The organism is Sulfurospirillum arcachonense DSM 9755 (assembly GCF_000597725.1).
GTDB lineage: Bacteria > Campylobacterota > Campylobacteria > Campylobacterales > Sulfurospirillaceae > Sulfurospirillum_A > Sulfurospirillum_A arcachonense.
Genome location: NZ_JFBL01000004.1, coordinates 1 through 26,119, shown reverse-complemented (window position 1 = coordinate 26,119; position 26,119 = coordinate 1). Strand labels below are relative to the sequence as shown.

28 protein-coding genes and 1 pseudogene are annotated in these 26,119 nt (G+C 29.6%); 9 read left to right on the top strand and 20 right to left on the bottom strand.

Annotation, left to right across the window (positions count from 1 at the left end):
- The first annotated feature begins 81 nt into the window (after positions 1–81).
- Together K354_RS0104250 and K354_RS0104245 are read left to right on the top strand one after the other, a co-directional pair.
- Positions 82–1,758: a DNA polymerase III subunit gamma/tau gene (locus tag K354_RS0104250; protein ID WP_024954272.1), complete on the top strand. Its 1,677-nt coding sequence runs from the start codon at positions 82–84 to the stop codon at positions 1,756–1,758.
- A 71-nt stretch (positions 1,759–1,829) separates the two neighbouring features.
- Complete coding sequence (locus K354_RS0104245) at positions 1,830–3,041, top strand: esterase-like activity of phytase family protein (RefSeq protein WP_024954271.1); 1,212 nt, start codon at positions 1,830–1,832, stop codon at positions 3,039–3,041.
- A gap of 44 nt (positions 3,042–3,085) precedes the next feature.
- On the opposite strand, the gene K354_RS0104240 is transcribed toward K354_RS0104245, so the two are convergent.
- Both K354_RS0104240 and prfB read right to left on the bottom strand, forming a co-directional pair.
- On the bottom strand, positions 3,086–3,409 hold the full coding sequence (locus K354_RS0104240) for a hypothetical protein (protein WP_024954270.1): 324 nt from the start codon (positions 3,407–3,409) through the stop codon (positions 3,086–3,088).
- Positions 3,410–3,512: 103 nt separating this feature from the next.
- Positions 3,513–4,610 (bottom strand): peptide chain release factor 2, encoded by a 1,098-nt coding sequence (gene prfB / locus K354_RS0104235; protein WP_024954269.1) that lies wholly within the window; start codon positions 4,608–4,610, stop codon positions 3,513–3,515.
- 54 nt (positions 4,611–4,664) lie between these two features.
- Here prfB and panC point away from each other — a divergent pair, with 54 nt between their 5' ends.
- From panC to tilS, 4 genes are read left to right on the top strand one after another with little or no spacing between them, the layout of a single operon-like run.
- Complete coding sequence (gene panC / locus K354_RS0104230; RefSeq protein WP_024954268.1) at positions 4,665–5,486, top strand: pantoate--beta-alanine ligase; 822 nt, start codon at positions 4,665–4,667, stop codon at positions 5,484–5,486.
- Position 5,487: 1 nt separating this feature from the next.
- A complete protein-coding gene (locus K354_RS0104225; protein ID WP_024954267.1) occupies positions 5,488–6,348 on the top strand; it encodes a DUF808 domain-containing protein in 861 nt (286 codons plus the stop codon).
- A gap of 45 nt (positions 6,349–6,393) precedes the next feature.
- Complete coding sequence (gene rimO, locus K354_RS0104220; protein ID WP_024954266.1) at positions 6,394–7,710, top strand: 30S ribosomal protein S12 methylthiotransferase RimO; 1,317 nt, start codon at positions 6,394–6,396, stop codon at positions 7,708–7,710.
- Complete coding sequence (tilS, locus tag K354_RS0104215) at positions 7,682–8,671, top strand: tRNA lysidine(34) synthetase TilS (RefSeq protein WP_024954265.1); 990 nt, start codon at positions 7,682–7,684, stop codon at positions 8,669–8,671. Before rimO ends, tilS begins: the two co-directional genes overlap by 29 nt.
- Here tilS and K354_RS0104210 read toward each other — a convergent pair.
- The 7 genes from K354_RS0104210 to K354_RS0104180 form a co-directional block, all read right to left on the bottom strand.
- The gene (locus K354_RS0104210; RefSeq protein ID WP_024954264.1) at positions 8,661–9,191 is read right to left on the bottom strand and encodes a hypothetical protein; all 531 of its coding nucleotides are present in this window, start codon (positions 9,189–9,191) and stop codon (positions 8,661–8,663) included. The genes tilS and K354_RS0104210 overlap by 11 nt on opposite strands.
- Complete coding sequence (locus K354_RS0104205) at positions 9,191–9,715, bottom strand: hypothetical protein (RefSeq protein ID WP_024954263.1); 525 nt, start codon at positions 9,713–9,715, stop codon at positions 9,191–9,193. The genes K354_RS0104210 and K354_RS0104205 overlap by 1 nt, the downstream gene beginning before the upstream one ends.
- Positions 9,712–10,764 carry a hypothetical protein gene (locus tag K354_RS0104200; RefSeq protein WP_024954262.1) on the bottom strand — a complete coding sequence of 351 codons (1,053 nt, stop codon included), beginning with the start codon at positions 10,762–10,764 and terminating at the stop codon, positions 9,712–9,714. The genes K354_RS0104205 and K354_RS0104200 overlap by 4 nt, the downstream gene beginning before the upstream one ends.
- A 77-nt stretch (positions 10,765–10,841) precedes the next feature.
- The gene (locus K354_RS0104195; protein WP_024954261.1) at positions 10,842–11,294 is read right to left on the bottom strand and encodes a hypothetical protein; all 453 of its coding nucleotides are present in this window, start codon (positions 11,292–11,294) and stop codon (positions 10,842–10,844) included.
- Positions 11,284–11,871 (bottom strand): lysophospholipid acyltransferase family protein, encoded by a 588-nt coding sequence (locus tag K354_RS0104190; protein WP_245600567.1) that lies wholly within the window; start codon positions 11,869–11,871, stop codon positions 11,284–11,286. The genes K354_RS0104195 and K354_RS0104190 overlap by 11 nt, the downstream gene beginning before the upstream one ends.
- A 31-nt stretch (positions 11,872–11,902) precedes the next feature.
- A complete protein-coding gene (gene miaB / locus K354_RS0104185) occupies positions 11,903–13,213 on the bottom strand; it encodes a tRNA (N6-isopentenyl adenosine(37)-C2)-methylthiotransferase MiaB (protein WP_037940243.1) in 1,311 nt (436 codons plus the stop codon).
- A gap of 11 nt (positions 13,214–13,224) precedes the next feature.
- Positions 13,225–13,467 (bottom strand): HP0268 family nuclease, encoded by a 243-nt coding sequence (locus K354_RS0104180; RefSeq protein WP_024954258.1) that lies wholly within the window; start codon positions 13,465–13,467, stop codon positions 13,225–13,227.
- A 318-nt stretch (positions 13,468–13,785) separates the two neighbouring features.
- On the opposite strand from K354_RS0104180, the gene nusA reads away from it, so the two are divergent.
- Entirely contained in the window at positions 13,786–14,901 is a 1,116-nt protein-coding gene (nusA, locus tag K354_RS0104175) for a transcription termination factor NusA (RefSeq protein ID WP_024954257.1), read from the top strand.
- A 42-nt stretch (positions 14,902–14,943) separates the two neighbouring features.
- Here the strand turns inward: nusA and K354_RS0104170 are convergent, their stop codons facing one another.
- The 6 genes from K354_RS0104170 to gap form a co-directional block, all read right to left on the bottom strand.
- The gene (locus K354_RS0104170; protein ID WP_024954256.1) at positions 14,944–15,546 is read right to left on the bottom strand and encodes a hypothetical protein; all 603 of its coding nucleotides are present in this window, start codon (positions 15,544–15,546) and stop codon (positions 14,944–14,946) included.
- Positions 15,547–15,598: 52 nt separating this feature from the next.
- A complete protein-coding gene (locus tag K354_RS0104165) occupies positions 15,599–16,564 on the bottom strand; it encodes an ABC transporter permease (protein WP_024954255.1) in 966 nt (321 codons plus the stop codon).
- A gap of 80 nt (positions 16,565–16,644) precedes the next feature.
- Positions 16,645–17,469, bottom strand: a complete 825-nt coding sequence (fabI, locus tag K354_RS0104160) for an enoyl-ACP reductase FabI (protein ID WP_024954254.1) — start codon at positions 17,467–17,469, stop codon at positions 16,645–16,647.
- 21 nt (positions 17,470–17,490) lie between these two features.
- Positions 17,491–18,195 (bottom strand): triose-phosphate isomerase, encoded by a 705-nt coding sequence (locus K354_RS0104155; protein ID WP_024954253.1) that lies wholly within the window; start codon positions 18,193–18,195, stop codon positions 17,491–17,493.
- Positions 18,195–19,394, bottom strand: coding sequence for a phosphoglycerate kinase (locus K354_RS0104150; protein ID WP_024954252.1), 1,200 nt, complete (start codon positions 19,392–19,394; stop codon positions 18,195–18,197). Before K354_RS0104150 ends, K354_RS0104155 begins: the two co-directional genes overlap by 1 nt.
- 8 nt (positions 19,395–19,402) lie before the next feature.
- Positions 19,403–20,401 (bottom strand): type I glyceraldehyde-3-phosphate dehydrogenase, encoded by a 999-nt coding sequence (gene gap, locus K354_RS0104145; protein WP_024954251.1) that lies wholly within the window; start codon positions 20,399–20,401, stop codon positions 19,403–19,405.
- Between the two features lie 117 nt (positions 20,402–20,518).
- Here gap and nadD point away from each other — a divergent pair, with 117 nt between their 5' ends.
- Complete coding sequence (nadD, locus tag K354_RS0104140) at positions 20,519–21,403, top strand: nicotinate (nicotinamide) nucleotide adenylyltransferase (protein WP_024954250.1); 885 nt, start codon at positions 20,519–20,521, stop codon at positions 21,401–21,403.
- 22 nt (positions 21,404–21,425) lie between these two features.
- Here the strand turns inward: nadD and K354_RS0104135 are convergent, their stop codons facing one another.
- The gene (locus K354_RS0104135) at positions 21,426–22,451 is read right to left on the bottom strand and encodes a cytochrome-c peroxidase (protein ID WP_024954249.1); all 1,026 of its coding nucleotides are present in this window, start codon (positions 22,449–22,451) and stop codon (positions 21,426–21,428) included.
- Positions 22,452–22,641: 190 nt separating this feature from the next.
- Between K354_RS0104135 and K354_RS13925 the strand changes: the two genes are divergently transcribed.
- Positions 22,642–23,043 carry a Fur family transcriptional regulator gene (locus tag K354_RS13925; protein WP_037940241.1) on the top strand — a complete coding sequence of 134 codons (402 nt, stop codon included), beginning with the start codon at positions 22,642–22,644 and terminating at the stop codon, positions 23,041–23,043.
- Between the two features lie 46 nt (positions 23,044–23,089).
- Here the strand turns inward: K354_RS13925 and argS are convergent, their stop codons facing one another.
- The 4 genes and pseudogenes from argS to K354_RS15090 form a co-directional block, all read right to left on the bottom strand.
- On the bottom strand, positions 23,090–24,676 hold the full coding sequence (argS, locus tag K354_RS0104125) for an arginine--tRNA ligase (protein WP_024954248.1): 1,587 nt from the start codon (positions 24,674–24,676) through the stop codon (positions 23,090–23,092).
- A gap of 11 nt (positions 24,677–24,687) precedes the next feature.
- The gene (gene tatA, locus K354_RS0104120) at positions 24,688–24,915 is read right to left on the bottom strand and encodes a twin-arginine translocase TatA/TatE family subunit (RefSeq protein WP_024954247.1); all 228 of its coding nucleotides are present in this window, start codon (positions 24,913–24,915) and stop codon (positions 24,688–24,690) included.
- An 89-nt stretch (positions 24,916–25,004) separates the two neighbouring features.
- Positions 25,005–25,613: a guanylate kinase gene (gene gmk, locus K354_RS0104115; RefSeq protein WP_024954246.1), complete on the bottom strand. Its 609-nt coding sequence runs from the start codon at positions 25,611–25,613 to the stop codon at positions 25,005–25,007.
- 48 nt (positions 25,614–25,661) lie between these two features.
- Positions 25,662–26,119: pseudogene (locus tag K354_RS15090) on the bottom strand (hypothetical protein); the annotation flags it as partial.

Below are 26,119 nucleotides of genomic sequence, written 5' to 3'. Positions count from 1 at the left end.
TAGCTATAAACTTTTTCAATTTAATATCCTCTTATATGTAATAATTGTAAAATTATACAATAAAAAATAAAGGGTTTTGATTTGTCTCAAGTACTAGCACTAAAATATCGTCCAAGTTCCTTTGATAAGCTTATAGGACAAGACGCTGTAACTCAAACTCTCAGTCTTGCTTTAAACCAAAATAGAGTATCACATGCATACCTATTTTCAGGTTTACGTGGGAGTGGAAAAACTTCAACTGCGAGAATTTTTTCAAAAGCATTAGTTTGTGAAAATGGTCCTACTGCAACACCTTGTGAAGTTTGTGAACATTGTAAAATGGCAAATGAAAGCAGACATATAGATATCATAGAAATGGATGCTGCTAGTAGTAGAAAAATTGATGACATTCGTGATCTAATTGAACACACAAAATATAGACCAAATTCTGCAAGATACAAAATATTTATCATTGATGAAGTTCATATGCTTACAAAAGAAGCATTTAATGCTCTACTCAAAACACTTGAAGAACCGCCAGAGTTTGTAAAATTTATCTTAGCTACAACAGATCCTTTAAAATTACCAGCAACTATACTTTCTCGTACGCAGCACTTTCGATTTAAACAAATTGCAAATAAAGATATAACACATCACTTATCACATATTTTGAATCTTGAAAATGTTAATTATGAGAGTGAAGCCTTAGATATGCTTAGTCGTGCAGGAAATGGCTCACTAAGAGATACTTTAACACTTCTAGATCAAGCAATTATATTTTCAAAAGGCTATATTACTCCTGAAGCTATAGCTTCTATGTTGGGATTGTTAGACCCTAAACAACTTGAAATGATCTTTGATACTATTTTAAAAGGTGATCGAACTAGACTCATAGAGATAATAAAAGAGTTAGAAAATTATGAATGTGAAGTTGTTATTGATGAGCTTATAGCTTATCTCAAAGAGTCATTTTTTAACTCTGATGGAAGATTCTCAACTCTCATTACTGAACGTTTTTTTAGAATTTTAAGTGAATCAAAAAACCTCCTCTTTTTAAATGCAGATAATGGTTTTGTGTTAACACTTCTGTTTTTTAAAATGATTGAAGCGTTACATATAAAAACTATTGAAGAGATGGTAGAGTCCCTTGAAGATGAAAAGTTTAGAGTACCAAAAGTACAAGAAATTGTGGAAGCACACAAAATAGATAAAGAACATGTAAGACCAATTATACAAGAACCGAGTAAGACTCCTGAACCTATACAAGAAGAGATAGAAAAAGTCCAAGAAAATATTCCTGAGCCTGTAAAAAATAAAGGAATGGAACTTTTTGCCCAACTTATTGTTAAACTTGAAGATAGAAGTTATGATTTAGCAACTTGCTTTAAAAACTATATAGAATTTATCTCATATGAAGAAGGAACACTTACTTGGTCATCTTCAGCACAAGGTGAAGACAAAAACTCACTTAAACATGGTTACCCTATCATAAGGCAATTTGTCCAAGAAATATTTGGAATTGACACAAAAATCAAAATGAGTCAAAACGAAGAAAAAAAAAAGGTAGATGACTCTCACGCAAACGAAGATACTTCTTCAATGATAGAGTCAATTGAGTTTAATCCAAATGAAGGGACAAATACAGAAAGTTGTATTTCAGGTCACATAACAGCAGATAAAAAAGAAGCTGAAGCAAAAGAGATACTCAATGACCCTTTTGTAAAAAAAATACAAGAAATGTTTGAACCTAAAGAGATAAAAATATACCCTAAGGTTTAGATTTAACTGATACCAATTTGTAATACTTCACTGATAACATTAACTAAAATTTATCTAATTTAGGAGTATTGATGATGAAAATAAAATCTGTTTTATTAGTTGGCATACTACTTACATGTAATGCTTTAGCATGGGATATAAAAAAGGTTCAAGTTGCTGAAGAACTTGATGTTATACAGTTAAAAAATAAAACCTTACATCTTGATATTGGTATTGGGAGTGGTGCATACCACTATAAAAATGACCCTGCTGATATATTTTATACTATTACTGATCGTGGTCCTAACATAAAATGTAAAGACTCTAAAAAACTTATGGGTGAAAAACTATGTAAAAAAGGTAAAATTTTTCCTGTAGTCAACTTTACACCAACTATCTATAAAATAAAACTTTTTAAAAATTATTATAAAGTGCTAGAAAAGATACAGATAAAAAATGCCAATGGAATCCAAGTAAGTGGTGTATCAAATGAAGGAACTGAAAACGCCTATGACATTAAAGGTAATCCAATCTCGTTTGATCCACAAGGATTAGATGCTGAAGCTTTGGTAAAACTCTCCGATGGAAGTTTTTGGATTGCTGAAGAGTATGGAGCATCTATTTTACATCTCGCAAGTGATGGAAAAATACTAAAAAGAGTTGTTCCCGCTGGATTTGAAAAAAATTTAAAAAATGCTCAATATAAAATAAGCTCATCTCTTCCTGCAATAGTTGCAAAAAGACCTTTAAATAGAGGCATTGAATCAATTGCTATAAGTCAAGATGAAAACTATTTATACTTTTCTATGCAAAGTCCTCTAGCAAATCCTGATACCAATGCATACAAGAAATCTAATATTGTAAGAATGTTTAAATATGACATAAAAAAAGATGAAGTCATTGGTGAATATCTTTATAAAATGGATAAAGCCCAATCATTTAAGCTAGATAATAAGAAAAAACAAAATGCTGTTAAAATTTCTGAAATGGTTTCAATTGGAGATGATGAACTTATAATTTTAGAAAGAGTATCAAAAACAACAAAGTTTTATAAAGTAAAATTCAAAAATTCAATTTTAGGTTCAAAATGGGACGATATAGCGACATCTCCATCCTTAGAACAAAGTAAAGATGTAAATAATATTATGCCCAAAGAGCTAGTTTTAGATACAAGTACTCTTAAAAATATGCCTAAAAAAATTGAAGGTATTGCTTATATTGATGAAAACAACTGGATTTTAATCAACGACAATGACTTTGGTATTGATAGATATAATACATATATTACAAAACTATCAAAATAACATTATGTTAGTTACAGCCTAAAAAATGGCTGTAACTAATAAATTTACTTGTATCCTATAATATAATACGTATTTTTACCATCTACTTTTTCTATCTCTATTTTAAATTTTTCAGACCACTTTTTTATTATTTCAGTTACTTCATTAATCATAGCATCACCTTTTGCTTCATTCTTAATTTTAAAATAGTCTTGGTTACTTGAAAGTGCCACGTAAGATAAATGAGATTTTAATTGATCATGAAGAGTAATAAGGTGTTTCTCTACATAATCAAATCCATTTGTATTTTTTTTAACTTTATCCAATTGCGCTAATGCACTTTGAGTTACAGTGTAGTCTAATTGCTTTAAAATAGCATCATTTGTCATTTGTTTCCTTTTTTATTTAATTGTTTCCTTTTTCAAGAACAAAGTCCTTGAAAAATTCCTTGCACTGAAGCACAACCTTTCGGTCGTACTACTCCTTTATGGTTTATTTGCTTTGCTGAGATATTAATACATCTTCCAACATTTTTGATATGTCACCATCGAGAATGCCACTTACATTTGAGTAAGCTATATTACTTCTTGTATCTTTTACTTGTTGGTATGGTGCCATAACATAAGAGCGTATTTGATGTCCCCAACCAATCTCACTTTTTTCTATCCCTGCTTTTTCTGCTTGCTGCTTTTCTAATTCAAGTTCATATAACCTTGATTTCAACATTTTCATAGCATTCGCTTTATTTTTATGCTGACTTCTATCATTTTGACATTGCACTACAATACCTGTTTCAATATGCGTTAAACGTACTGCTGAATCGGTTTTATTAACATGCTGTCCACCCGCTCCACTTGCACGATAAGTATCAAGTCTATAATCTTTATCTTCAATCACAATATCAATATCATCATCAACTTCAGGACTCACCATTACAGAACTAAATGAGGTATGTCTTTTTGCATTTGAGTCAAAGGGAGAAATTCTTACGAGTCTATGAATACCATTTTCTACTTTCATATAACCATAAGCATTCATCCCACGTATCACAAAACTCACATCTTTTAAACCTGCTTCATCACCTTCTTGAAAATCAAGTGTTTCAACTTTAAAATCATGCCTCTCTGCCCATCTTAAATACATTCTATAAAGCATACTAGCCCAATCTTGACTCTCAGTACCACCAGCCCCTGGATGTATAGAGATAATAGCATCTTTACTATCATCTTCACCACTAAGCATCATAGCAATCTCTAAGTCACTCACAAGCGTTTCTAAACTAGAAGCATCCTCAACAAGTTCACTAATAGTATCTTCATCACCCTCTTCACTTGCCATCTCATAAATGTCATTGGTATCATCAACAGCACTTTTAGCTTTTTCGTATCTATTTAAAATTGAACTTGCACTAGTTTTTTCTTTTGAAATACTAGCAGCATTTTTTGCATCACTCCAAAAATCTGGATTTTGTTCCAACTCTTCAATCTCACTCAATCTGGCTTTAATTGAATCAGGTTTTATAATTTGTGCGATATTGTCTATTTTAATTGCTAATTTTTTTAAAAGCTCGGTATATTCGTAGCTATCCAAATTATAATCCTTTTTTGATATAATAAGTTCTTATTTTACAACAAAGTGCCTAAAATGAAAATATTACAAACAACAGAAGAACTAATAAATTATAGAAAAACTTTAAAACAAGACACAGGATTTGTTCCAACCATGGGAGCCCTACATCAAGGGCATATCTCTTTAATAAAAACATCTATCTCAAATAATCAAAATACAATAGTTTCTATTTTTGTAAATCCAACCCAATTTTTAGAAGGAGAAGATTTTACAACTTATCCCAATAGATATCAAGCAGATTTAAAAATCTGTGAACTCGCAGGAGTAGATGCCCTTTTTATTCCAAATATAGATGATATATATTTCAAAAATGAACCATCAATCATCGCTCCAATGAAACAAAGTTATATCTTAGAAGGAGAAAGACGTCCTAAACATTTTGATGGAGTTTTACAAGTTGTCTTAAAACTACTAAATCTTACAAAAGCAACCAATGCTTACTTTGGTAAAAAAGATGCACAACAACTATTTTTAATACAAAATATGGTTAAAACTCTTTTTATTGATACAAATATTGTTCCTTGTGAAATAATAAGAGATGAGAATGGATTAGCTCTTTCTTCAAGAAATACCTATCTAAGTGATGCAGAAAAACAAAAAGCTCTTAATATATCAAAGTCACTAAAAATCGCTTCTAAAGAAATGATTAAAGGTGAATTAAATGTAGAGGTGATAAAAGAAAAAATGAGTGAAATTTTAAGTGAACTTCAAATTGAATATATAGAGATAACAAATAGAAAATTTGAAAAGATTGAGAAAATCATCTTAAAAGATAGTATAGTCTTAGTTGCTGCAAAAGTAGGAACTACAAGACTTATCGATAATATGTGGGTTTAAGATGGCATCAGGAATATTTGCACTCTTAGATGATATAGCAATGCTTGCAGATGACGTTGCTGTTGCGAGTAAAATAGCTACTCAAAAAACAGCTGGTATCTTAGGAGATGACTTGGCAGTAAACTCAGAAAAAGCTACTGGATTTGCGCAACATAGAGAACTTAAAGTTATTTGGGCTATTACTAAAGGTTCTTTAAAAAATAAAATTATTATTTTACCTTTGGCCTTTTTACTCAGTTTTTTTGCACCATTCGTTATCCCTTACATTCTTATACTTGGTGGACTTTATCTTTTATATGAAGGAATAGAAAAAATAGAAGAATTTTTTCACAAAAAGCATATAACAAGTGAAGATAAAAAAGTATTGAAAGCTTCAAATGAAAATATACTTGAAGTTGAAAAGAAAAAAATTAAAGCTGCTATTTTAACTGATTTTATTTTATCAATAGAAATTGTAATGATAGCCCTTGGAACCGTTTTAAATGAACCAATTATAATTCAAATCTTTGCTACAACTTTTGTTGCAATTTTAGCAACAATAGGAGTGTATGGTTTCGTTGCACTAATAGTAAGAATAGACAATGTTGGATTTTGGCTTATAGAAAAAAATCGTGTTAAAAGTGGAAATTTTTTAGTTTCACTTATGCCAAAAATCATTAAAACTTTATCGTTTGTTGGTACAATTGCTATGATTCTTGTAGGTGGTGGTATTCTCTCGCATAATATCAATGCCATACATCATTACTTTTTAGATTTTATCCCTGCAATGGCCAATGAGTTTTTAGTAGGTATCATCTTTGGGATAATAGTACTTTTAGTAGTAAAAACATTTGATAAACTAAAAAACGTAACTCAGCAATAAGAAGAAATTATATTGTATAATGCAAAAAAATTATAAAGATAAAAAATGAGTAAAAATTTATACCTAGTTTCACTAGGATGCAATAAAAACTTAGTAGATTCAGAAGTAATGCTAGGAAAATTAAAAAACTATACAATCATCAATGAGCCAGAAAATGCTGATGTACTCATCGTAAATACTTGCGGATTTATAGGACCTGCAAAAGAAGAGAGTTTAGATACTATTTTTTCACTTCATGAACTAAGACGTAAAGAGTCTTTACTTGTAGTAACTGGCTGTTTGACTGAGCGTTATCGTGAAGAGTTACAAGAAGAGCTTAAAGAGGTAGATCTGTTTACTGGTGTTGGGGATTATGACAAAATTGATGAAATCATTAATAAAAAAGAGAGTCGATTTACTCCTGCAACTTACCTTTTAAATGATGAAGAAAGAGTTATAACCGGCTCAAATTCACATGCATATATCAAACTTAGTGAAGGGTGTAACCAAAGTTGTAGTTTTTGTGCTATTCCAAATTTCAAAGGTAAACTTCACTCAAGAACGCTTGAATCAATAGAAAAGGAAGTAACAAATCTTGTAAAAAAAGGCTTTTACGATTTTTCTTTTATTTCTCAGGATAGTAGCTCTTTTATGAGAGATTTGGGTGAAAAGGAAGGTCTAATAAAACTTATTAAAACTATTGAGAATATAGAAGGAGTAAAAAGTGCAAGGATTTTATATCTTTACCCTACAACAACTTCTGATGCACTAATACAAGCTATAATAAACTCTAAAACCTTTCACAACTACTTTGACATGCCAATACAGCATATAAGTAATATGATGCTTAAAACAATGAAAAGAGGTGCAGGAAAAGCTAGGATTACTGAACAACTCACTATGATGAGAAAAGCAGAAAATAGTTTTTTAAGAACAGGTCTTATTGTTGGTCATCCTAAAGAGAGTGAAAAAGAGTTCAATGAGCTTTTAGACTTTGTTACTGACTTTGATTTTGACAGAGTATCATTATTTCCATACTCAGATGAAGAAGATACTGCTGCTTATGAGATGGATGAAAAGATAGAAGAAGATATTATTAATGAGAGAATTGAGAAAATTGAAGAGATAGTAAAACAAAAACACGAAAAATCTTTACAAGTAGAAATAGGAAAAACCTTACATGTCGTATGTGAAGGACCAAGTAGCGAACATGAGTTTTTTATGGGTGCTAAAAAATTACTTTGGGCTCCTGAAATTGATGGTGAAATCCTACTAAATGACTCTGAAGTTGGAGAGTTAGAAGTAGGAAAATGTTATGAAGCAAAAGTAAGTGAACTTGCTGGAGATAAACTAGTTGCAACAGTTACCAAAACTATCAGCTAACGCGATAGAAATATTAAAAACTACAAAAAATCTTTTAGCCTTTTCTGGGGGTAGTGATTCAACTGCCCTTTTTTTTATACTCAAAGAATTAAACATAAAATTTGATGTTGCCTTAGTAAATTACCAAACTAGAAAAGAAAGCTCTTTAGAAGAAGAGTATGCTAAACAACTAGCAAAACAAAATAACAAAGAGTGCTTTACTCTTACATGTAAACTTGAGAATAACAATTTTGAACATAATGCAAGAAGCACACGATACACATTTTTTCAAGAAATTATAGATAAAAATGCTTATGATGTCCTTTTAACAGCACACCATTTAAACGATAAATTTGAATGGTTCTTAATGCAATTAAGCCGTGGGGCTGGAGCTGTAGAACTTAGTGGTATGAACGAAGTAGAAGAAACGCAAAATTTTAAGACCATACGCCCTTTGTTACATGTAGAAAAAAAACAGATTGAAACATTTTTACATGTAAACAAAATAAAATACTTTTTAGATGCTTCTAATAATGATAAAAAGTATTTTAGAAATCAAATAAGAAATGAGTTTTCAAATGCTTTTTGTGAAAAGTATGCCAATGGCATTAAAAAAAGTTTTGACTATCTTCAAAGAGATACAAAAAGACTATTGCCTAAGAATACACAACATATAAAAAACCTCTATATTTTAGAAAATAACGAAGATGATTTAATCAATATTAGAGGAATCGATAAGATTGTTAAAAAACTAGGAACTCTTTTAAGTAGTGCTAGTAGAGAAGAGATACTACGAACAAAAGATTGTATTGTCTCATCAAAAATAGCTGTTGTTTTTTCTCAAAATAAAATCTATATTTGTCCTTGGATTAAAATAACTATGGATAAAAAATTTAAAGAAGCTTGTAGGGTAGAAAAAATCCCTTCAAAGATAAGACCTTACATGTATAAAGAAAATATTTCTATTGAAACTATTTTGTAGAATTTATATCATATACTTTAATCGTAAAAGCTGAACTTATTTTACTTGCATTTGATTCCATATGTATAGGAAAATCTGCTTGGACTATATTTTCATATCTATTAAGACCTTCTAAAAAAGTATAAAAATTTGTAGGACTCTTAAGGCTTGAACTGACTCTCAACTCATATTCTACAAACTCTTTTTTATAATCTTTTTTACTAACTTTGACTAAAGATACATCATTAAAAAACGTACCTGCATACTTTATGAAATTTTCTGTAGAAAACTTACGTACAAAGGAAGTTATTGCGCGTCTATTTTCTGTCTTTAAATTACTCAATTCTTTATTTCTATCAGCAAGGACATTTTCAACTCTCATTTTATGAATAAATGCCTTTTTATAAACACCTTTTGATGCACGATAATCTTTAATATTAGGAACAATAACTCCTAAAACCATAAACAGAGTTAATACAATAAAAACCAATAGATAAAGCAATAACTTTACTATATCTATTTTCTCCATACTTTTATCCATTATAAAAAGTCCTCTGGATTAATTATTTTATTAGTACTAACAAAATTATACCAACCTTTATCAGTAAGATAAAAAATTGTGTTACTTGTATGAAATATAGATTTTAAAGGTGCTGCTAAAAGAAAATTATACGCGTCTTTTGTAGGAGTTACCCCATAAATAACAAGTGAATTTTTTTCCATAATTACCTTATTTAAAGTAATTTGATCAGGAACTAAATCAAAAAGATTTTTCATGCTATCTTTTAAAATGATATTATTTGCATATATCTCTTCAGCAACTGCTTTTTGTCTTAAAATAAATCCTATTTTTTCGTCTATATTATCTATGTTTTTTTCTAATTTAACACGTTCTAAACCATACTCTTTTGCAGTATTTTTAAAATCATAATTTTTATAAATTACAAATAGATTAAATATATTTAATAAAACAACTATGGAAAATATAAAAACCATCCAAACTTTTGTAAACATAGTAAAAAAATATTTTTTTCGAGGCGTAATTAAACTATATTTTAATTTCATTGTAAAGCCTCTTTTATAGACATATCACAAACTACTTCATTGATATTGATTTTATTCATCTCAATATCCATCAAAAGCTCATCTTCAATCATCTCTATTAATTCCGAACTAATTTCATATCCATCAAAAATAACAACTTTTTCTATAAAGTTACTTTTATACAGTGGATTTTTATAAAATTCTTGTAATGAAGTGTTTAAATACTTATATAATAATATATCTCTACCAAATAATTCCAAATTACTCTCTTCTTCTATACTCTCTTCATCACCTTCAAAATGTCCTAAATTATGATCTCTTTCTGAGTCAATATCTTCAAAATCATTATCTTCCACATCATCTAAACTATCTAATTCATCTAAATTTTCTAATTCGTCCACACTACCAAGTTCATCATCTTCAATAGTATCTAATTCTATTAAATTATCAACGCCCTCTTCTTCGTCAACATTGTCCCAATCTTCTTCTCCACTTGAGAGATTATCATCTGTAGTTGTTTTAAAATAAGCACCAAATGTAAGTTCCTCATTTTCAAAAATACTAATTGTAACTGAATCTTTATGGTTCAAAATGTATAAAATAGGCTGTGTTATAGACTTTTGCTTCTTTATAAGTACATTTTGTATAACAAAAGGTGAATATATAAAATCTATTCCTGTAGATTGAAAAAGTTTTTTAACCCAATTTATATCTATAAATGAGGCATACACTGACCACTTTTTATCTATGTCAAAATGCACTACATTTTTCATATCAATACTATTTTTTTCAAAATCATTAGCACTAGTGCCACTTATTGCACCCTGTCCCATTGAATCTAAAAATACAGATACATATATAAAATTATATTTTGCATGAAATTCTTCTAAATATTTTTCCATTTTAGGAGGGATACTGCCATCTTCTGAGATTATAAAGCTTTCAGAAAATTTATCTTTTATAACTCCATTTTTAAGAATTTTTGAGTAGATAATCCATTCATTATTTTCTTGTACTATAGAGATAAATAAATTTGAAAAATATTTTTGAAAAACTTTTTTTAATGCCATATACACCCGTTTTTTACTAATTTGTTTGTATTATACCAAATATTCGGTATGATACTTTATTAAAGCAAAAGAAGTTCCTAAAACAATTCTTCATATAACTGTATAAACTTTTTTTGCATTTTTTGACTTGTTTCTTGAAGAGTTTTATCAGTAAGAGTTGATGGAGCCAAATTTTTATAACTTTCAATCATAATCTCACACATCATTTTTACTCTTGCTTTATCTGCTTGTGTATAATCTTTTTTTATACTAATTTCATCTATTTTTTGAAGATAATCATTTCCCTGCTGAATATACGATTCATACGTTTTAGCAATTTTACTTTGAATCATAACTGTATTTGCCATTTTATTGTACGTATCTTCTTCATAAGCTTTTTTTGCTAACTCATAAGCACTATCATAATTGCCTAAAAAATAATACACCCTTGCTTGAATAGAGTTTTGATAAGAAGAATTAGAATTAAAGTAGTAAAAACTTCCTGCAAAAATAACAATCGTAAAAATAATCAAATTAATCTTAGAAAGCATTTTTCATGAGCCTTTCTTTAATTTTTTCTTTTGCATCGTTTAAATTATCCTCTGTGATATAAAAGGGATCACTATAATAAAAATCTAATGTACAAAAAGGTTTTGGGATTGAAAACTTATCCCAACTATTTAATCTCCAAGCTTTTGTTGCTTTGCAATTCATTGTTACTATTGGAACATTTTTCTTTTGAGCTATTACGACTGCTCCATCAGCAACAGAGTATCTTGGACCTTTTGGGCCATCTGGAGTTATTGCAACATCTCTTCCTAGATTAAGAGATTTAAAAGCACTTTTTAAAGCCTGCATTGCACCTTTTGAAGAACTTCCTCTAATTGCCCCTGCCCCTAAAAGATTTAACAATCTCGTTGCTATCTCTCCATCATGATGTCGACTTACCATAGTATCTACATTTTTTGATCTTCTATAATCCATATATCCAAATGTCAGCATCAATAACTCACCATGCCAAAAAACAAATACACTAGGTGTATCTAAAACTTTTGTTCTATCAAAATGGTATCTTTTTTTACATGTAAAGTATATAAAATAAAGGAGAATATATAACAAAGGAGGCACCAAGAGGGCCTCCATTTTTCTTTTTGTAGTCTTATTGAACAATTTCGCCATAAAGTGCCAGACGTCTAGGGTTTGTTATTTTTACTTTTAACGTCTTTCCAAGTAACTCTTCATTGCCCTCAACTTGAACAAGTGCATTATTATCACTTCTTCCTGCTACTAACCCATTATTTCTTAACTCTTCAAAATACACATCTAAAACTTGACCAGATTTTTGACTTGCAATTTCATCAAGTATTTCATTTTGTCTATCTTGAAGCTTTTTAAGTCTTGCTGAACCAGTTTCCGAATCTATTTGATTTGTAAATTCTGCTGCTTTTGTTAATGGACGAGCAGAGTATTTAAAAGCAAATATTTGCTCAAATCTTACTTTTTCAATCACATCCATACTATCTTCAAAGTCTTTTTCACTCTCACCTGGAAATGCTACTATAATATCTGTACTAATAGATACATTAGGAACTAATTCTCTAAGTTTCATGGCTCTATTTAAAAACCACTCTTTTGTGTATCCTCTTTTCATCTGCTCTAAAATATGGGTAGAACCACTTTGAAGAGGCATATGCATAGACTTACAAACTTTGGGATTTTTAGCAAATGTCTCTAAAAATTTATCATCCATATGTAAAGGATGTGGAGAAGTAAATCGTATACGCTCAACTTCTTCTATTTGGCTTATTAAATTTAATAAATCTGAAAAGTCTATTTTTTCATCTCTTTTTGAGGAGAATCTTTTCCCATAATTATTAACATTTTGGCCAAGTAAAAAAATCTCTTTTGCACCGCTAAGTGCTGCTTTTTTAGCTTCTTTAATGATTAATTCAGGAGGAATTGATATCTCATCACCACGAGTATGAGGAACTATGCAATATGTACATTGTTTATCACAACCTATAGAAATATTTACATAAGCTTTATTCATAGAGTTTCTAAATTCACCAAAAGCATAAGTACTCTCATCATAATCTATATCAACACTTAAAAACTTATCTGTATTTACAGCTTCAACTACTTTTGATACATTTCTTGCACCAAGTACAAAACTAACAGATGGTGCACGTTTAAAAATCTCATCACCTAAATGGCTTGCAGTACATCCACAAATCCCTATTTTGGCTCCATCTTTTTTTAATTTATTAAAAACACCAATTTCTGAAAAAAGTTTATTAACTGGTTTTTCTCTAACACTACAAGTGTTTATCATAATCAAGTCTGCAATTTTTGCCTCATTGCAAAGCTCATAACTATCTTTTGAACTTAGTTCTGCAATGATATGCTCGGTATCACGAGTATTCATTGCACAACCTAAAGTTTCAATATATAATTTCTTTTTATTACTCAAAAAATCAAACCTTACAGTATATGTATCTCATACATATAATCCTCTTCCCCTAGTCCATATTTTACTTCACGAAGATAGACACTAAAGTCTTTTTCTTCAAAATACTCTACTAAAGCTACTAAGTCTTTATGCGAGTTTTCTTTATCAAAATAAAATATTTTGTGACCCTCTTTTGCTATTATCTCTTCTACTTTTTCTAAAAGAATTGTTTTTGGTTTTGCATTTATTTCATTTCTTGCTAATTTTAATTCCATGAGTCTTCCTCTTTCTCAAACATTATTATAATCGAAGAGTATAACAATATTTGAATAAATTTCGCATTAAAGTAACTAAAAGCATATTTAAGATATAATTCAGACCTTCTCCAGCAATCCCTAAAAAACATTAACATAACTTTTATATTGCGACAATAAAAAAGCTATGATTATGCTTGAATAATGATTAAATTATTTTAGTAAAAATAGAGTTTTTTAAAGAGAAATGAATAGAGTAAAAATACTCTATTAGTACAAAATTTTAATTACTAAATTATTTTTTAGTAATTATGAAAAATTAAAAATGAAGAGGAAAATATGGAAAAAATTATAGATATAATAGAATCAATTGCTCATGAAAAAGACTTAAATATTGAAGATGTAAAAAAAACTGTATGTTTTGCATTAACAAAAACAGCAAAAAGAATATATGGTGAAGATTATGATTATGAAACTATTATAGATACTGATACTAAAACATTAAACCTTTATCAAAAAGTATTAGTAGTTAAAGATGATGATGAAAGATTAGAAAATGAAAAAGACAAATATACTGCAATAAGTGAAGCAAAAGAAGTTGATCCAAATATTGAAATAGGAGATGAACTTACTTATGAATTACCTCTAGATAACCTCGGACGTACAGCAGCTGCTACTTTACATAGAGAATTGGAATTCCATATACAAAGATTATTAGAAAATCAAATATTTGAAAAATATAAAAATATGGTTGGTGATAGTATTGTTGGAACTGTAACAAGAATAGATAATGAAGAAGCAACTTATGTTGAATTTGATGAAGTTCGTGCAGTAATGCCAAGAAAAAACAGAATCAAAGGTGAAAAATTTAAAGTTGGTGATGTTGTTAAAGCAGTTATAAGAAAAGTTTTTATAGATAAAGCCCAAGGTATTTATGTAGAAATTTCAAGAACAAGTCCAAAATTTTTAGAATCTCTTCTAACTCTTGAAGTCCCTGAAATTAAAGATGAAATGATAACTATCAATAGTTCAGCGAGAATCCCTGGAGAAAGAGCTAAAGTAGCCCTGACTTCACTTCATCCAAATATTGATGCAGTAGGTGCAACAGTTGGAACAAAAGGTATGAGAATCAATGCTGTAAGTGGAGAATTAAATGGTGAAAATATTGACTGTATAGAGTACTCGTCAATTCCAGAAATTTTTATCTCACGAGCCCTTAGTCCTGCTATCATCTCAAATGTAAAAATAGTGGATGATAAAGCTATTGTAACTCTACCAAGTGATCAAAAATCTAAAGCTATTGGTAAAAGTGGTATAAATATTCGTTTAACTTCTATGCTTGTTGGAATGGATATAGAACTTGTAGAATTAGAAGGTCAAAGTAGTGGTAATGGGGAATCTACTGACTCAGCCAAAGATCCAAATGCACTTCAAAACCTGTTTGGTGAGAACTAATATATCTTTACATGTAAAGGTTAAACCTTTACATGTAAACCCCTAAATATTTGATATAAGTAACTTAGCTACCATATCTCCTTTTGCATTTTCTTCAATTTTTAATTCCGTATTTATTGAGCTTTTTCCTTTTGTTAACTCACCTTGAATCGTTCTTAATACATGCCAATACTTTTCATAAAATGGTGTATCAATCTCAGTTATTTTCTCTCGTTTTATCACTGATCCAATTTCATAAATATTGTGCATATAATATATTTTATTAATTGCTCTTTGAATTCTATATTCTTTCATAATTTTTAAATTATTCGCTAATATCTCTTTTTCTAATTCTGTCAGATTGTCTTTAGTACTGACATTGTATATCTCTTCATCGAGTTTTTCTTCATAAGATATTCTTTCTAAATTTGTATCTTTTTCAAGGCTTGGCTCGTATTGAAGCATGATATTTAAAATTTCTTCATTGCTTAATCTTTTTGTAGTAATATCATATGAGTAAGATTTTTTTTCACCAAAATCTTTATCGATTGCTTGAAGTATTTGTATACCAATCATAAGATAAACATATTTATCTTCTTTTCCATCTTTAAATGTTACTCCATGATGGGTTATAAAAGGCCTAGGTCCAGAATATTTTATCTTCATAATAAACCTTTATGTATATATGCTTACTAAAGATTACAATTTTTAAGCTTAATTAAACTTTATTTGAGTTTTTATAATGTGGATTTAACTTAAGTAAAACTAAATCTGCAACAATATTTCCTATTAAAGTTAAAAATGCAGATACAATAAGAATTCCCATAATCACAGGATAATCTCTACTAAGTGCACTTTGATAAAAAAGAAGCCCCATCCCATTTATTGCAAAAATTGATTCTAAAATAACACTTCCTCCAATAAGACCAGGAAGCGATAGACCCAAAATAGTTACAATAGGTGGCGAAATATTGGGTAATATAAAATACCTAAAAAGCTTATTACCTTTGATTCCACGTGAAAGTGCAAAAAAGATATAATCACTTTTTAAAATACTTAAAGTTAAACTTCTTATATACATAGTAAGACTTCCAATACCTCCAAAAACCATAACAAAAATAGGCAAAATCAAATGCCAAGCGAAGTCTATATAGTAACTAAATCCACTTTTAACATCAACTGAATGGAGCCCTGAAATAGGAAATAAATTAAACTTTACACTAAAAATTATGACTAAAAGAAGTGCTAAATAAAAAGAAGGCATAGCATAAGAAAAAAGGGAAAATTGTTTTACCAATTTATCAAATCTATTATTTTGTTTTAGTGCTGATTTTATCCCTAAAAACATAGATATACTAAAAACTAATACTAAACTGATTATATTTAAAAGCAACGTTATAGGCAAACGAGAAAGTATTTCATCACGAACGCTTTTCCCACTTGCAAAAGATATACCAAAATCTAGTTGTACAACAGCACTAAGCCAAGATATAAATTGTGCAGGTAAAGATTTATCTAAGCCATAAACTCTTTTTAACTGTTCTATTGACTCTGCTGTTATGTTTGGATTTAGTTCACCAGTTGCAAAAAAAGAATTTGGAGCTAAATGAATAGCTCCAAAAGATATTAGACATATTATTAAAAGCATTAACACTACATAAGAGATTTTTTGTAGTGCAATCATTTAACTGTCTTCTTTAACTTGAGCCAAGCCCAAGTCAAATTCATATCACTAAAGTACGAAACAAAGTTTCTGTATTTCATTTATTTATTTCTTAAATCCCAAGCGAGACTTGTTTTTCCCTCTTCATCTGTTTCAGCAAGACCCATACCCATAATATTATATCCGCTATCTACATAATGAATTTCACCTGTTACTGCAGATGCAAGATCACTTAAAAGATACATTCCAGAATTTCCAACTTCATCAGTAGTTACATTTCTACCAAGAGGTGAATTTGTTTCATTCCAATTTAAGATCATTCTAAAATCACCAATTCCAGCAGCTGCTAAAGTTCTAATAGGTCCTGCACTAATACCATTTACTCTAATTTGACGTTTACCACAATCAACAGCAAGATAACGAACAGTTGACTCAAGTGCAGCTTTTGCCACACCCATAACATTATAATGAGGTACATATTTAGGACCACCTAAATATGTCAGAGTAAGAATAGAACCACCATCATTCATAATAGGAAAACAAGCACGAGTTAGTGATACTAGAGAGTATACTGAAGTTCCCATAGCAATATCAAATGCTTCTCTAGTTGTATCAATAAAATTACCATCAAGAGCTTCACGAGGAGCAAATGCAACAGAATGAACAACAAAATCAATTTTTCCAAAATCTTTTTCTAAAGATTGTGTTAACTCAGCTAAATGTGCAGGATTATTCACATCAAGTTCATATACAGCTTGTCCATCAAGTTCTTCTGCAATAGGACGAACACGTTTTTCTAACTGCTCATTTAAAAAAGTAAATGCTAACTCAGCACCCTGTGCTTTACATGCTTTTGCTATTCCATAAGCTATTGATTTATTATTTGCTATTCCTACTATTAAACCTTTTTTGCCCTTCATTATCATCTATTACTTCCTCATTTTAATTTATTTTTTTGCAGCTTCTATCATTTTACAAAAATCTTCTGCTTCCCAACTTGCAGTTCCAACTAGAACACCATTACAATTTTGTATTTTTAAAATATCACCAACATTATCCACTTTAACACTCCCACCATATAAAAGTGGTTTTGTTATCTTTTCTCTTAGTCTTTGTAAAACTTCTTTTATATCATCATCACTAGCTGTTAATCCAGTTCCAATTGCCCAAACAGGCTCATAAGCAACAACAAGTTTTTTATAATCCAAATCAATTCCAGCAAACTGTTCCCAAACATAAGCCATTACTGCATCAATTCCAGCAACTCTTACCTCTTTAGGTTCACCAACACAATAGACTATTTCTAGATTCTGTTCTTTAGCAAAATTATATTTTTGCGCTGTCAGTTCATTGCTTTCTTTTAAAACATGACGACGCTCTGAGTGTCCAATAAGAACTGTATCTACACCAAACTCTTCAAGTTGCTCAAATCCAACTTCTCCTGTAAAAGAACCATTATAAGTTGGATAGAAGTTTTGTGCTCCAACTTTTATAGTTTTATTTACATCAAATTTATCTAAAGCAGTGGCTGTAGGATAAATACGAACCTCTACATCCAAATTATTTTGTTGCACAAAATTTTCTACTTTTAAAACAAACTCTTTTGTACTTTTTCTTGTATGATTAGTTTTAAAATTTGATGCAATTATCATTAGTCCATTTCCTTAGTATTTAAAGGTTTTACACCAGGTAGTTCTTTTCCTTCAATAAGCTCTAAACTAGCTCCACCACCTGTTGAAATAAATGTCATTTCATCGGCGTCCCCTGCACGTGCCACAACATCAGCAGTATCTCCACCACCAACAACTGTAGTTGCATGAGCTTCACTAATTGCATGAGAAATTTTAAAGCTTCCTTTAGCAAATTTTTCCAATTCAAAAACACCCATTGGACCATTCCAAAGAATTGTTTGTGCATCACTTAAAGCTTCTCTAAAAAGTCTTGAACTAGCAGGTCCAATATCTAATCCCATCCAACCTTTTGGAATTTCTTGTGTTGTTACAAATTTAATAGCAGATTCTTGAGAAAATGTTTGTGCTGCAACTACATCAACAGGAAGATACAATTTAACACCAAGTTTTCTTGCTTCTTCTAATACATTTAAAGCTTCTGGAATTAAATCATCCTCTACAAGGGAATTTCCAACATCTAAACCTTGTGCTTTTAAAAATGTAAATGCCATTCCACCACCAATAATTAGCTTATCAATTCTAGGAAGTAAATTTATAAGTGCTTGTAGTTTCCCACTTACTTTACTTCCTCCAACAACAGCAACAAAAGGACGTGCAGGTGCTTTTAATAAATTTTTCGAAAACTCTACTTCTTTTTGTAATAAAAATCCAGCTGCACTGTGATCTGTATCAAAAAACTTTGTAATTGCTTCTACAGAAGCATGAGCTCTATGACATACACCAAAAGCATCATTAATAAAAATCTCTGCAAAACTTGCTAACTCTTTTGCAAAATTCTCATCATTTTTTGTTTCCCCTTTATCAAATCTTAGATTTTCTAAAAGAAGAACTTCCCCATTTTCTAAAGATGCTACCTTTTCTTTAGCATCTACACCTATAACATCTTTTGCAAATTTTACATTACAATTAAGAATACGAGTGAGTCTTTTAAAAACAGGATCCAAAGAGTATTTTGCTTCAAAAATACCTTTTGGACGACCTAAATGACTAGCAATAACAACGGTACACTTTTGGTCTAAACAATATCTAATTGTTTGAATTGCTGAGCGAATACGTCTATCATCAGTTATATTCATAAACTCGTCTAAAGGTACATTAAAATCACAACGAATAAATACTCTTTTATTTTCTATATCTATATCACGAATAGATCTAACCATTATTTTCCTTATTTACTTACGTGTAGAGCCATATCAATTAAACGAGTTGAATACCCCCACTCATTATCATACCAAGCCATAACTTTAACCATATTACCTGCAATTACTTGAGTTAAATCACTTGCAACAATTGAGCTAATTGGGCAGCTTTGGAAGTCTTGAGACACTCTATAACTTTCATCAACTTCTAAAATACCTTTTAATTCTCCATTTGCTTTTTCTTTCAAAATAGCATTTATTTCTTCAATGGTCGTATCTTTTTTTACTAAAACATTTAAATCTACCATTGAAACATTTGGAGTTGGAACTCTTACACTTTGTCCGTGTAATCTACCTTTTAGTTGAGGAAGTACTAAACCGATAGCTTTTGCAGCACCTGTCGTTGTAGGTATAATATTCACAGCAGCAGCACGAGCTCTACGTAAATCTCTTCCGCTCTTATTATCTAAAATATTTTGTCCATTTGTATAAGCATGTACTGTTGTCATAAGGCCTTTATCAATACCAAAAGCATCATCAAGAACTTTTGCAACTGGTCCTAAACAGTTTGTTGTACAACTTGCATTTGAAACAATAGCCTGACCAGCATACTTGTCTTCATTTACACCAATAACAAATGTTGGTGTATCATCTTTTGCAGGTGCAGACATAACTACTTTTTTTACACCATTATCAATAAAAACTTGAGCTTTTTCAGTCGTTAAAAATGCACCTGTACACTCTAACACAACATCCACACTATAATCAGCAAAATTAAGTTCTTTTGGATCTCTTGTAGAAAACATTTTGACTTTAGAATTTCCTATTTGCATATAGTTATCTTCTAGACTCTTAATCTCTCCCGCAAATGTACCATGTACACTATCATATTTTAAAAGTTGCTCAGTCATCTCTCTACTAGCTGTGTCATTCACACATACTAAATCTACATCATCTCTAGAATCTATAATTCTAGCAACACATCTTCCTATTCTTCCAAACCCATTAATCGCAACTTTTAATGCCATAAATTTTCCTTGTAATTTAATTTGTATAACTAAAACCTCGCTATTGTACGGTAACTTTTGTTATACTACATTGTAAATTTAAGTATTTTATCTAAAATGAGATAAGGAAAATCTTTAATGAAAATAGCAGTATTTGGTGGCTCTTTTGATCCCCTTCATGTTGGCCATATTCAAATTATTAATGAAGCATTAAACTCTTTGCATATAGACAAACTTTTTATAGTTCCAACCTACTTAAATCCTTTTAAAAAAAAATCATTTGCATCATCTTCCTTACGATTAAATTGGCTTCAAAAAGTCTTTACATGTAAAGATAAATTAGAAATTTTAAATTATGAAATAGAACAAGAAAGATCAGTTCCTACAATAGAAACTATACAATACCTTAAAAAAAAATATGCAAATATACAAAAAATTTATCTCATAATAGGTGCTGATAATTTAGCTACTCTACATAAATGGTATAAGTATGAAGAACTCTCAAAATTAGTCCAATTTGTAGTTGCTTCAAGAGATAATAAAATCATTCCAGAAAACTTGATAAAATTAGCAATAAATGCTAAAATTAGCTCTTCAAACTTACGAGAAAATATGAACTCCTCTTTCATACCACAAATCATCGAAGATGAAATTAAAAGGCATTATAAAATGAAACAAAGAATAGAAAATATAGTTAATATTTTAGATAACAAAAAAGCAGAGAATATCCAAATTTTTGATATGAGTGATAAAGACTATTTTGTAGAACAAGTTGTTCTTGCAACAACTATGGGTGAGAGACATGGTATCTCTTTACTAGATGATTTAAAAAAAGGTTTAAAAGATAAAAATGAGTCTTTTTTACAAATAGATGATGAAAATGAATGGATTGTTATTGACTTAGGAGATATTTTAATTCACCTAATGAGTCCACAATATAGATCAAAATATAATATTGAAGAATTTTTATCAGAACGCGATGCTGAAATGAAAAAATTACAATTTGAAGCAGGAGAAGAGTAGATACTCTTCTCCCAACTTTAGCCTATTTAGAATTAGGCTTTGGTGTTGTATCTGTACTCTCAGGTAATTGAGGATAACTAATAACTGGTTTTCTTCCATCTAATGCTTTTAAGAAAGTAACAATCTTGCTAGCATCTTTATCATTAATCTTAATTCCAAGTTGCACACTACCCATCTCTTTAACTGCATCTCTTAGTGACCAAATTTGACCATTATGAAAATATGGAGCTGTTTGAGTAATATTTCTAAGTGTAGGAGTTTTTACCATACCTTGTTTATCACCTTTAAAATCACCAACTTTTGTAAATCTATATTTATTAGCAATTTCAAATGCTTGCATAGTTCCACCAAGAGCAATGCCATTGTGACAAGTTGCACAACCTTTATCTAAAAATATTTTAAATCCTTCTTTTTCTTGAGAACTTAAGGCTTCATCATCTCCATTTAAAAAATCATCATATCTAGATGGAGTCACTAATGTTTTTTCAAAAATAGATATAGTAGAAGTTATCTTTGCAAAATCTATTTTTACATTTGAGCCATATGCACTTTTAAACTCATTTACGTATTCTGAGATTGAATTAATTCTTGCTTCAACAAGCTTTGGTGGTGCTGCCATCTCTGGACCAGCTTGAACAGGACCTTGTGCTTGGTCAGCTAAATGAGGACTTCTTCCATCCCAAAACTGAGCTTTAAAAAATACTGAATTATAAACTGTTGGCGAATTTAGATGGTGAGGATTTACTGTCCAACCATGCCCAATAGCAGCACTAACTCCATCTGCTCCACCTAAACCTAGATTATGACAAGTATTACAGCTTATTAAACTACTTTTTGACATTCTAGGGTCAAAATATAATTTTTTACCAAGTTCTACCTTTTGAGATGTTATAGGATCTTTAGCATCATCAATAAGTTTTAAAAGCTCATAATTACTTTGCGGAATAGCTTTTAAACCATAATTCATTGCCTCACTCACTAAAGAGTTGGCTCCAAATAAAACTGTACTACCCAAAACACACAAACTTAAAACTTTAGAAATTTTCATTTCTACTCCTTTTTTTAAAGTAAAAAATTATACAGTATAAAATCTTAAATAGGATTTAATATCATTAAAGATTTTATACTGTTCAATATTTTTTATGAAATTTCTTTTTAACTAAGATAATTAATGTCTTATTTATATTATTTTTATATAATTAGGATAATTAATGTCTTATTAGCAAGAAAGGTTAAATATGGAAAAATATCAAAAATTATTAAAAAACAATAACCTAAAATCAACACACCAAAGATTATCTATACTACACAACATTGATAAAGCAGGACATATAGATATTGATTTATTGTATTCTCAACTTACCAAAAATTTTACTACCTTATCTAAAGCTACTCTGTATAGAAATATAAATGACTTAATTGCATCAAATATTATCGAAGAGATAAAATTACCTGAACTAAAACATCAATATGAAATAAAAAAAGAATCACATGTTCATCTTTTATGTAAAAAATGTAATTATGTACAAGATTACAATATAAATTTAGATAATGTATATAATGATATTTCAGTAGAAAACAATTTTCAAATAGAAAAAAGTTTTGTAGTTTTAAGGGGAATTTGTTCTAATTGTTCTTAAAAATTTTGAAATATAAGTAGATTTATTTCTACTTATATTTCAAGTTTTACATTTTATCTTTTGCTTTGATACCTATGAGATGAAGACCTAAACGGATACTTACTCCAACCATTGCAAAGAGTTTCAAATACTTCTCTTCATTAACTTCACCTACAACTCTATTTTCATTATAAAATTTATGTAGACTAGCAGAAAGAGACTTTAAGTACTCAGTTACTTTTTGTAATTGACGTGATTCAAAAGCGTCTTCTAAAACTTCTGGCAATAATAATGCACTGTATAAAAGATTCGCTGCATCATCATTTAAATCTTCTAATTTAACATCTTTAATATCTTCTACAGTTTTACCACTTTTGTTAAATACTTGATTTATTCTAGCATGTGCATAGTTTATATAGAAAATAGGGTTTGAACTATCTTCTTGTTTAAACATATCTACATCAAACTCTAAATGAGTATCGCTTTTTTTACTTAAAAATACAAATCTTAAAGCATCACTTCCAACATCTTTTACAACATCACTCATTAAGATAAAATTACCAGCACGTTTACTCATCTTATATGGTTCGCCTGCTTTTAACAAAGAAACCATTTGAGCTAAAATTACTTCTAATTTTTTTTCATCATATCCTAAAAAGTTGATTGCTGCTTTTACTCTTGAAATGTATCCATGGTGATCTGCACCCCAAATATTTATATAGTGGTCATATTCTCTTTGATATTTATTGTCATGATAAATAATGTCACCCGCAAGATAAGTAGGTCTTCCATCATCACGAATTACAACTCTATCTTTTTCATCACCTAAATCTGTTGAACGAATCCAAGTTTTTCCAGCTTCTTTATATGTTTTATTAGATTTTTGAAGCTTATCAAAACTATCATCCCATTTGTTATAAAGAGATTTTTCACTTACGAACTGTTCAAATTCTATACCAACAGCCGAGAGATTTGATTTTATAAGCTCTATCATTTTATCTTTGCCCCAAAATGACAGTTTTTCTATATTTTTTTCATCTTCAAAAATAGCTAAGCCAAGTTCATCTTTCGCCTCATGTGCCAAATCAACAATATATTCACCTCTATAAAACTCTTCAGGCCACTCAACATCTACATGTAAAACATTTTCACGACCTGCTAGATAAATAGAAAGTCCAAGCATTTCCATTTGACTTCCAGCATCATTCACATAATACTCACTAACTACTTTATATCCTAAATGATTTCCAATACGAACAAGAGAATCACCTAAAACAGCTCCTCTAGCATGTCCGATATGTAAAGGACCTGTAGGATTTGCACTTACGTACTCTAAAAGGATTGACTCATTTTTATTTGATTTTGCAAAATCTTTTTCATTCATAATTGCGAAAGTTGCATATTCATTTAAAAACTCTTCACTAAGTCTAAAATTGATATACCCTTTCACAGAGGTAACTTCTTTAAATATAACACTATTTTCAAATTTTTTACATAATTCTTCTGCGATTACCATTGGTGATTTTTTCAGCTCTTTTGCAAGTGAAAATGCGATTGGTGTTGCATAGTGACCAAAAGAGAGGTCTTTAGGTTTTTCTAAAATAAACTCTCTTTGTAATTCGTCTTTTATCGCTTGTATGACACGTTTTTTCAATACTATGTCTCTTAAGCTTGTTTAGTATCTTCTACTTTATCAGCAGATGTAGTTTCTTCTTTTTTTTCTATTTTTTCATCAGCTTTATTTTCAGCTATTTCATCTTCTTTCATTTCACTTTTGAAACTCTTAATACCTTTACCAATACCTTTTGCAAGATCTGGAATTTTTTTTGCTCCAAATAACAATACAACGATTGCTAAAATAATTAGTAGTTCTGGCATACTAGGAACGCCCATACTATCTCCTTTATCTCTTTACTTTAAATTTTTTAATCCGGATATTATACCATTATATTCTAAAGGTAAATTAAGAAGTACTTTGAGTTTTAATAAACCCAAGAACTTATAAAATCTTCTGTATCAATAGCACTTACTTTACATCTCGAAGATACGGCTATTGCAGTAAGTTTTTTTAACGTTTCATCAAAGTTATCATTAACCAAAATATAATCATATTCTTTAATTCTTGTCATTTCAGAAACTGCATTATTTATTCTTTTTTCTATAACTTCATCAGTATCAGTTCCTCTATTTGATAATCTATACTTTAAAATTTTTTGATTTGCTGTCGTTAAAAAAATAGAAGTAATAGAGTTACCAAATTTTTCTCTTGCAATTTTATGACCTTGCACATCTATATCAAGAACTACTAATTTACCATTATGTAAAGCTTGTAACATAGGCTTTAAAGAAGTTCCATAATAATTATCATGAACCTTAGCCCACTCTAAAAAAAGCCCTTCTTCTATATCTTGTTCAAACTCTTCTTTTGAGATATAATGATAATTAACACCATCAACTTCTCCATCTCTTATATCTCTTGTTGTAGTTGAGATTGAGAAATAAATATCTTCTATTTTTTTAAACATTTCATTCATTAAAGAACTTTTACCAGACCCACTTGGTCCAGATATAATTAACATGCTTCCTTTCACGTTAATATTCCTTTTTCAATACTTCTGCTTTACGTATTATTATCATATTTAATTATCCTCTTCAAACGTTATTGTTATATTTACTTTCATACCTTTTAAAGCATCTTTAATCGAACTTTCATTCAATGTATCTTTTACACTTTGACTAACTTTTTCTTCTATCTCATCTTCTATAGTTAATTCTTCATTAACCTCTACTGCTACAGAAACTTCTTCAGAAACTTCAGATTCATTTCCAAGTGCTGCTAAAAGATCATTTTCACTTAATTCATCTATATTTGAAATTTCGGTACTCATTTCAACAAGAGAATCGAGTGTTGTTTCTAATTCTTCTACAGAAGTATCTTCTAAATCCTCTTCTAGAGAAGCTATCTCTTCTTCGTCATCTTCATCTTCTAGTTTTAAATCTTCTTCTATCTCTATTGAATCCATTACCTTTTCAAGATCACTAATGTCTAAATCATCATCTTCTCTATTTTCTTCTAAGTCTAATTTTTCTAATATAT

Bases quoted from the DNA above. Each gene is read 5' to 3' on its own strand.
- K354_RS0104245 (WP_024954271.1), top strand. From the start codon at position 1,830: ATGATGAAAATAAAATCTGTTTTATTAGTTGGCATACTACTTACATGT.
- K354_RS0104240 (WP_024954270.1), bottom strand. From the start codon at position 3,409: ATGACAAATGATGCTATTTTAAAGCAATTAGACTACACTGTAACTCAA.
- panC (WP_024954268.1), top strand. From the start codon at position 4,665: ATGAAAATATTACAAACAACAGAAGAACTAATAAATTATAGAAAAACT.
- K354_RS0104225 (WP_024954267.1), top strand. From the start codon at position 5,488: ATGGCATCAGGAATATTTGCACTCTTAGATGATATAGCAATGCTTGCA.
- rimO (WP_024954266.1), top strand. From the start codon at position 6,394: ATGAGTAAAAATTTATACCTAGTTTCACTAGGATGCAATAAAAACTTA.
- K354_RS0104210 (WP_024954264.1), bottom strand. From the start codon at position 9,191: ATGGATAAAAGTATGGAGAAAATAGATATAGTAAAGTTATTGCTTTAT.
- K354_RS0104205 (WP_024954263.1), bottom strand. From the start codon at position 9,715: ATGAAATTAAAATATAGTTTAATTACGCCTCGAAAAAAATATTTTTTT.
- K354_RS0104200 (WP_024954262.1), bottom strand. From the start codon at position 10,764: ATGGCATTAAAAAAAGTTTTTCAAAAATATTTTTCAAATTTATTTATC.
- K354_RS0104195 (WP_024954261.1), bottom strand. From the start codon at position 11,294: ATGCTTTCTAAGATTAATTTGATTATTTTTACGATTGTTATTTTTGCA.
- K354_RS0104180 (WP_024954258.1), bottom strand. From the start codon at position 13,467: ATGGAATTAAAATTAGCAAGAAATGAAATAAATGCAAAACCAAAAACA.
- nusA (WP_024954257.1), top strand. From the start codon at position 13,786: ATGGAAAAAATTATAGATATAATAGAATCAATTGCTCATGAAAAAGAC.
- K354_RS0104170 (WP_024954256.1), bottom strand. From the start codon at position 15,546: ATGAAGATAAAATATTCTGGACCTAGGCCTTTTATAACCCATCATGGA.
- K354_RS0104165 (WP_024954255.1), bottom strand. From the start codon at position 16,564: ATGATTGCACTACAAAAAATCTCTTATGTAGTGTTAATGCTTTTAATA.
- fabI (WP_024954254.1), bottom strand. From the start codon at position 17,469: ATGATAATGAAGGGCAAAAAAGGTTTAATAGTAGGAATAGCAAATAAT.
- K354_RS0104155 (WP_024954253.1), bottom strand. From the start codon at position 18,195: ATGATAATTGCATCAAATTTTAAAACTAATCATACAAGAAAAAGTACA.
- K354_RS0104150 (WP_024954252.1), bottom strand. From the start codon at position 19,394: ATGGTTAGATCTATTCGTGATATAGATATAGAAAATAAAAGAGTATTT.
- gap (WP_024954251.1), bottom strand. From the start codon at position 20,401: ATGGCATTAAAAGTTGCGATTAATGGGTTTGGAAGAATAGGAAGATGT.
- nadD (WP_024954250.1), top strand. From the start codon at position 20,519: ATGAAAATAGCAGTATTTGGTGGCTCTTTTGATCCCCTTCATGTTGGC.
- K354_RS0104135 (WP_024954249.1), bottom strand. From the start codon at position 22,451: ATGAAAATTTCTAAAGTTTTAAGTTTGTGTGTTTTGGGTAGTACAGTT.
- K354_RS13925 (WP_037940241.1), top strand. From the start codon at position 22,642: ATGGAAAAATATCAAAAATTATTAAAAAACAATAACCTAAAATCAACA.
- tatA (WP_024954247.1), bottom strand. From the start codon at position 24,915: ATGGGCGTTCCTAGTATGCCAGAACTACTAATTATTTTAGCAATCGTT.